The 6790-nt window shown below is 63.0% G+C and carries 8 protein-coding genes; 4 read left to right on the top strand and 4 right to left on the bottom strand.

Translation table 11 applies throughout. The features are described from left to right. Positions 1–337: shikimate kinase (locus tag ACILRA_RS17745; protein ID WP_395663396.1), on the bottom strand; the 337-nt coding region annotated here is incomplete at its 3' end. A gap of 108 nt (positions 338–445) precedes the next feature. Here ACILRA_RS17745 and ACILRA_RS17740 point away from each other — a divergent pair. The 4 genes from ACILRA_RS17740 (at position 446) to ACILRA_RS17725 (ending at position 4088) form a co-directional block, all read left to right on the top strand. Next, positions 446–589 carry a histidine kinase gene (locus ACILRA_RS17740; protein ID WP_395663395.1) on the top strand — a complete coding sequence of 48 codons (144 nt, stop codon included), beginning with the start codon at positions 446–448 and terminating at the stop codon, positions 587–589. Continuing rightward, positions 579–1529, top strand: coding sequence for a site-specific tyrosine recombinase XerD (locus tag ACILRA_RS17735; protein ID WP_395663394.1), 951 nt, complete (start codon positions 579–581; stop codon positions 1527–1529). The genes ACILRA_RS17740 and ACILRA_RS17735 overlap by 11 nt, the downstream gene beginning before the upstream one ends. Before the next feature lie 55 nt (positions 1530–1584). Continuing rightward, on the top strand, positions 1585–2538 hold the full coding sequence (locus ACILRA_RS17730) for an acetyl-CoA carboxylase carboxyltransferase subunit alpha (RefSeq protein ID WP_395663393.1): 954 nt from the start codon (positions 1585–1587) through the stop codon (positions 2536–2538). A 98-nt stretch (positions 2539–2636) separates the two neighbouring features. Further along, positions 2637–4088, top strand: coding sequence for a multicopper oxidase family protein (locus tag ACILRA_RS17725; protein ID WP_395663392.1), 1452 nt, complete (start codon positions 2637–2639; stop codon positions 4086–4088). Between the two features lie 156 nt (positions 4089–4244). Here the strand turns inward: ACILRA_RS17725 and ACILRA_RS17720 are convergent, their stop codons facing one another. The 3 genes from ACILRA_RS17720 to ACILRA_RS17710 all read right to left on the bottom strand — a co-directional run. After that, entirely contained in the window at positions 4245–5078 is an 834-nt protein-coding gene (locus ACILRA_RS17720; RefSeq protein ID WP_395663391.1) for a glycosyltransferase family 2 protein, read from the bottom strand. A gap of 226 nt (positions 5079–5304) precedes the next feature. Beyond that, positions 5305–6003 (bottom strand): response regulator transcription factor, encoded by a 699-nt coding sequence (locus ACILRA_RS17715; protein WP_395663390.1) that lies wholly within the window; start codon positions 6001–6003, stop codon positions 5305–5307. Further along, the coding region (locus tag ACILRA_RS17710; RefSeq protein WP_395663389.1) for a sensor histidine kinase at positions 6000–6790 on the bottom strand (791 nt) is incomplete at its 5' end. The genes ACILRA_RS17715 and ACILRA_RS17710, both read right to left, overlap by 4 nt.

Raw genomic sequence — 6790 nt, 5'->3', positions numbered from 1 at the left:
CATGGTCCGCGATGCCAGCCCGCGTCTCGTCATTCATGTAGGCGCCGCCGCCGGTTGCCAGCACCTGCGCGCCATTGCCGAGCAGGCGCTGGATGACGCGGCGTTCACCCTCACGGAAATAGGGCTCCCCGTGGTCGGCGAAGATCTCCTTGATCGGCTTTCCCGCCGCCGCCTCGATTTCGTGGTCGGCATCGACGAAAGGAATGCCCAGCTTGTCGGCGAGCCGGCGCCCCACGCTGGTCTTGCCCGCACCCATCAGCCCCACGAGCACGACGGGCCGCTCCCCGAGGCGCTCACGCACCAGTTCGGCCTCCTTTGCAATCGAACGGCGCGCCATTCATCTCCCTCGTCCAAGGCGCCGTTTCTATCGCGCATGATGTGCAACCGCAAAGCCTTTCCGAAACACGGTTTAGCCTCTAGAATGGCGCGCAAGGATGGGTTTGCAATGCCCGATACGGTCAAGTTTCTGTTGGTGCTGCTCTGTCTCGGCGGGGCGATCTATGGGGGGCTCTGGGCTCTGGCCAACTTCCCTCCCGAACAGGCGGAAATCGTGAAACCACTCTCGAGCGAGAGACTGCGTGCCAAGTGACAGGGCAGAAGGGGGCCGTGGCGGGCCGCAGAACCAGCGCCTGATCGAGCGCTTCCTCGAGATGATGGCGGCCGAGCGTGGGGCCTCCGCCAATACTCTTTCAGCCTACCGGCGCGATCTCGAGGCCTATGCGCAAGAGCGCGGCCGTGACCTCCGGGCGGCGGGTCCTGATGACTTGCGCGCCCATCTGGCGCATCTCGAGGCGCAGGGCCTTGCGCGCAGTTCCGCGGCCCGCAAGCTCTCGGCCATCCGCCAGTTCCACCGCTTCCTGCATGGCGATGGCTTGAGCCCGGATAATCCCGCCACCGCCATCGACAGTCCGCGCCCCGCAAGGCCCCTGCCGAAGATGATTTCGCAGCAGGACGTGGAACGTCTCCTGGAGGCCGCGCGGGCCCGTGTCACCGCGGCGGAGGGCAAGCGCCTGATCAAGGCCCAGCGCCTGCGCTGCCTTGTCGAATTCCTCTATGCAACGGGCCTCCGGGTGTCCGAACTGGTGTCGCTGAGCCTCCGGGCCGCCACTGCCGAGAAGGATTTTATCCTGGTCAAGGGCAAGGGTGGGCGGGAGCGGCTGGTCCCGGTCTCGGCCGCCGCGCGCGCGGCGCGTGATGATTATCTCGCCGTCCTTGCCGCCTCGGGTGCTGCGCCGTCGAAATGGCTGTTCGCCTCCTCGGGCACGGCGGGCCACCTGACCAGGCAGCATGTGGCGGTTGAACTCAAGGCGCTGGCCCGGGAAGCCGGTCTTGACGCGGACACGCTCTCGCCGCACGTGCTGCGCCACGGCTTCGCGAGCCATCTCCTTGCTGGCGGGGCGGATCTGCGTGCGGTGCAGCAGATGCTGGGCCACGCCGACATCTCGACCACCCAGATCTACACCCATGTCCAGGCCGAACGCCTGGCGGAAGTGGTGGAGGCCCACCACCCGCTTGCCAAGAAAAGTTGACTTCCAGAGCGCGGAGAGCCAGTTTCCGCGCCAAACCTGATCAGTTCGAGGCCCGATGCCCACCTATCTCGATTTCGAAGCCCCCCTTGCGGAACTGGAAGGCAAGATCGCGGAACTCCGCACGCTTGCCGCCGGAGACAAGGCCGTCTCGATCGCCGACGAGGTGAAGGGCCTTGAGAAGAAAGCGGCGAAGCTGCTGACCGACCTCTATGCCGGCCTCGATCCCTGGCAGAAGGCGCAGGTCGCGCGCCATCCGGAGCGGCCGCACGCGCTGGACTTCATCGGCCAGCTTATCACCGAATTCACGCCGCTCGCCGGCGACCGGAAGTTCGCTGAGGACTTCGCGGTGGTGGGCGGCATCGGCCGCTTCCAGGGCCAGCCGGTGATGGTGATCGGCCAGGAAAAGGGTGCCGATACCACCTCCAGGCTCAAGCGCAATTTCGGCATGGCGCGGCCGGAGGGCTACCGCAAGGCCGTACGCCTGATGGAAATGGCGGACCGGTTTGGCCTTCCCGTCGTCTCCTTCGTCGACACCGCAGGCGCCTATCCGGGCATAGACGCCGAGGAGCGCGGCCAGGCGGAAGCCATTGCGCGCTCGACCGATTGCTGCCTCGCGCTCGGCGTGCCGAGCATTGCCGTGGTGATCGGCGAGGGTGGCTCCGGCGGCGCCATCGCGATTGCCACCGCCAATGTGGTGATGATGCTGGAACATGCCATTTACAGTGTGATCTCGCCCGAGGGGGCTGCCTCCATCCTGTGGCGTGACGCAGCGCGCGCCAAAGACGCCGCCGCGGCCATGAAGATCACCGCCCAGGACCTGAAGAAGCTCGGCGTCATCGACGACATCGTGCCAGAGCCGAGGGGCGGCGCACACCGCGCTTCTGGCGAGGCGATCGCCGCCACGGGCGAGGCCATCGCCCGCGCGCTCCGCACCTTTGATGGCGTGCCGGGTGACGCCCTGCGCACCCAGCGCCGCGAGAAGTTCTTAGGGATCGGCCGCAATCTGTGAGCGAGCGGGCGTCCTGCCGCCGTCCTGCCGCAAAGTGTGAGTTTGATGCGTGAGCCGTCAGGCATCACCTGGCTGGCTTTGATTTCACAAGGTTGATCATGAATCGCCGGGAACTTATTGCCGGGCTGGTCGGCATCACGCTGCTTGGCTCCAATCGTTTCGCCGCCGCGCAGGCGCCACGCCTGCTTACGGTTTCCCGCCGCACGCTGGAGGTGAAGGGCAGGGCCGCCACCGTCTTTGGCCTGACCGGCCCTGATGGCAAGCCCGGGCTGGAGATGCTGCTGGGTGAGCGTTTCAACGTCCGCCTCCGCAACAGCACGCAGACCGATACCATCGTCCACTGGCACGGCCTTACCCCGCCCTATGGCCAGGACGGTGTTCCAATGCTGGGTCAGGATCCGATCCCGCCTGGCCAGTCCTTCGACTATGACTTCGCCAACACGCGCTCGGGCACGCACTGGATGCATTCCCACATGGGGTTGCAGGAGCAGCAGCTGCTGGCTGCGCCCCTGATCGTGCGCGAGGTGGACGAGCCCCTGTTCGACACGCAGGAGCATGTGGTGCTGCTGCATGACTTCACCTTCCGCGACCCGGCCGAGATCCTGGCGGAGCTGATGGGCGGCGGCGGCGCCCACGCGGCCCATTCCGGCCACGGCGCCGCCATGGACCACTCAACGATGGATCATTCAAAGATGGACCACTCGGCGATGGGCCACGGCCAGCCGGCCATGGCGGCCTCCATGCTGAACGACGTGGGCTATGACGCCTATCTCGCCAATGACCGTACGCTGCAGGATCCTGAGGTCGTCGCCGTGGAGAAGGGTGGCGTGCTCAGGCTTCGCATCATCAACGGGGCTGCTGCCAGCAACATGTGGGTCGACCTCGGCGCGCTTGAGGGTGAGCTGATCGCGGTCGACGGCAATGCCATTCATCCGCTGAAGGGCCGCGTCTTCCCGCTGGCCATCGCCCAGCGCGCCGATATCCGCATCCGCATTCCGGGCGCGGGTGGAGCGTTCCCCGTGCTGTTCCGCCCCGAGGGCGCTGCCGTGCGCACCGGCATCGTGCTCGCAACGGCTGGCGCCGCCGTCCAGCGGGTTGCGGAGGAGGGCGATCCCGCACCCGCCGTCGACCTGTCGCAGGAGCGGCTCTACCGCGCCGTGGCGGCACCGCGTCAGGAACCCGTCACCCGCACCGAGATGCTCATGCTCACCGGCGGCGGGGCGGATTATGTTTGGGGCCTCAACGGCAAGGCCTCGATGCATGATACGATCTTCACCGTGCGCGAGGGCGAGCGCGTCTCCGTCATGATGCACAACATGACCGCCATGTCGCACCCGATGCATCTCCACGGGCATTATTTCCACGTCACCGCCATCGGCAACACCCCGCTCCAGGGCGCGCTCCGCGACGTGGTGCTGGTGCCTCCGGGTGAAACCGTGACCATCACCTTCGATGCCGACAACCCCGGCACCTGGGCCTTCCACTGCCACCACGCCTATCACATGAACGCCGGCATGATGGGTACAATCGCCTATACCAGCCCAGCCTGAGAGGCGGTCTCGGTGCTGGCGCCACCCGTGCTTGTGGACACCGGGTTCAGTGGAGCTTGCCACCCCCGCCATTCACAGTTTGGGCTTTTCCCGGCTGTGGCCGCCTGGCGCGCGTGAGCATGATCTTGCCGCAAAAGTGGTTTCCACTTTTGCGGATCATGCTCTCACGGTGACAGGGGTTGTGTAGACGAGCTTTCTCTCGCTGCGCGAAAACCTGTTGTCGGGGAATGCGGGTGTGACATTGAGCGTGACCACGAAGTGCGCTTTGCCGCTCGCAACGGCCTCGTCATGAGCGGCGCGGATGTTCGCATGGATCTTCTTGCGAACGGCGAGGCTGGGATCCTTGCCGGTGAGCTTGATGACGTCAAACTTGATCAGTTTGTAGAGGCGTTGCAGGGCCAGCGCCTGGTTCTTTGTTGTAAATCCGGCAGGATCGTTCCCGCCGAGCATTCGAAGCTCATCGCCATGGTGGATGGCGGAAAGTGCATCTGCCGGGAGCTGCAACCTGGTGTGGCCGGCCATCTCAAGCCTCTCAAGCAGATCGCGGTCCTCGCCGCCCCATCCCCTGTAGGCTTCGTCATAGCCGCCTGCCTGCTCGAACATGCTCCGGCTGCAGATGAGAAAACCGTACAACTCGGCGACCTTGGGCTGGCCCGAGACATAAAAGCAGTGAGGCTTGACGTTCTCCTGCGTCCACTTGCCGAGGTCGATGTTGAGCCGCACGTCCGCATCGACGAAACACAGCAGATCGCTAGCGGCGTTCGCGGCGCCGATGTTCCGCGCGCGGGACGGTGAAAACCGCGGATCGTCCATGACCCTCACGACCTTGGCGCCAGGTGCGGCCTCCGCGACCCAGTTGGAGGTTCCCTGTTCGCAGCCATAATCGACGACAATGACCTCGGAAAAACTCTGCGTCATCATCAGGGGCAGGGTTTCCTTGAGGTGCGCAAGCCGGTTCTTGCACGTTGTAATGAGGGTCATCATCGCCATGGGGGCACCGCACTGTCCTGGTGAGCAGACGATAGTGGCTCGCCGCCGCTTCCGGAAGAAGAAACGCTGGACCGCAACCCGAGCCGGGCGGAGCCCGCAGATGAAACGGCAGCGGCCTCAACTCATTGGCGCAAGCGGGGATCAGGAGTCACTGCCATCGATGACACCCGGCCGGTGCCCGAAGCGCCAGCCGGAGAACGTCTCCCTGGCCGGAACGCGCGCGAAGCTAATCTCTCAACACCTCCACTGGGGTCGTCAATCTGTAGCCAATCCCTCGAAGTGATTGTATCACGGGTGCCTCTGCTCCACAGGCGACCAGCTTCTTGCGAAGCCGCCCAAGCTTAACCTCCAGGTTATCCTTGCTTATCTCTTCTCCATTTCCCAAATGGGCCGCGACTTGCCAATGCTCAAGATCGCGTTGAGGGGCCCGTGTCAACGCCGCGAGCAACGAAACCTCCGGCTGGGTGAGCCGGGCTTTTCCGGACGGACCAGTCACCAGCATCTTCATTGGGCTAAGGGTCACGCAAGTTGCTCTCGAGGCCTCGGCAGACAGGAGCCGCTGAACAATGCCATCAACCACTGCTCTAAGCTCCTCGAGCGAAAGGGGCTTTGTCAGATAGATGTTGGCTCCGGACTTGTAACCTCCAATTCGATCATCAACTGAACTACGGGCTGAGACGATGACAATTCCCACCTCGGGTTGAGATCGCCGAATGCGCTGTGCGAGGCTAATTCCGTCCTCACCCGGCAGGTTGAGGTCAATGATGTAAAGATCGCTTACAAACCCGGTTGGCTCGTCATCGACCTCCTCGGCCATTGACACGCCAACAACGTCGTGTCCGTCGCTTGAGAGGACATCACACATTGCCTCCCGCAATGCGTCATAGTCCTCAATGACCACGATCTTCAGTGGACGAAGGTTCATTTTGGAAGCCATAGGCTGAAGCATACAAGCGAGTTATCATTCCCCCGGTCAATCAGTTCATAGCTGATCTTGCCGCCAAGGTTCTTTGTCCAGCTTGCCACAAGAAACAGACCCAGGCCTGATCCGGGCCGTCTGTGCGCACCTTTGCTCCGATAATACTTCGTAAACAGCTTATCAACATCGGGTACTCCAGCATCTCCTACTTCATTTAGGACGCATAACTCAACGCCCTCAGAGCCAGCATGGGATCTGGCAGTCAGTACAAGATGGATGCGAGAGCCTTCAGGACTGTACTTCGCTGCATTGTCGAGTAAATTTCTAACGATGCTCCTGAGGAGTTCTTCGTCCGTCTCAACAACGAGGTTGACTGGTGCCTCAACACCCAGCTGAGACGACGCAGGGTGGCTGGCCGCAATCTCCCGAAGAGCAGGACCCAAATCAACGCTAGTTCTTTGGCGCTGTAAACCGGCATCCCCAAGCTTCTCGCTCTGCTCAACTCTCTCAATGATCTGTGCCATCTCGAGGACGGCCTTGTGTACGGCCTTGCCGCTTGAAGTGCCATCGTTGGTCACAAGCCGGATGACCGACAGTGGATTGCGAAGCTCATGTGAGAGCATCGAGAGGAATTTTTCCTTTTCCGCCCTCCTCTCGCTCTCCTTTTCTAGTGGATTGGCCGGGACAAAAGAGTCCGATTGAAGGTTCCCAACGGCTTGTTGACGTGCGAATCTTAAAGGATGCGCAATGGTATCAGTTTCACCGTTTCCGCCGCCGACTGTCAGCGTCTGCG

This window comes from Aestuariivirga sp., assembly GCF_044239095.1.
Classification (GTDB): domain Bacteria; phylum Pseudomonadota; class Alphaproteobacteria; order Rhizobiales; family Aestuariivirgaceae; genus Aestuariivirga.
The sequence above is the reverse complement of the archived record's forward strand: the minus strand, read 5'-3'. Positions and strand labels throughout refer to the sequence as shown.

Coding starts and splice junctions, on each gene's coding strand:
- ACILRA_RS17720 (WP_395663391.1), bottom strand. CDS start 5,078: ATGGCGATGATGACCCTCATTACAACGTGCAAGAACCGGCTTGCGCAC.
- ACILRA_RS17715 (WP_395663390.1), bottom strand. CDS start 6,003: ATGAACCTTCGTCCACTGAAGATCGTGGTCATTGAGGACTATGACGCA.
- ACILRA_RS17740 (WP_395663395.1), top strand. CDS start 446: ATGCCCGATACGGTCAAGTTTCTGTTGGTGCTGCTCTGTCTCGGCGGG.
- ACILRA_RS17725 (WP_395663392.1), top strand. CDS start 2,637: ATGAATCGCCGGGAACTTATTGCCGGGCTGGTCGGCATCACGCTGCTT.
- ACILRA_RS17730 (WP_395663393.1), top strand. CDS start 1,585: ATGCCCACCTATCTCGATTTCGAAGCCCCCCTTGCGGAACTGGAAGGC.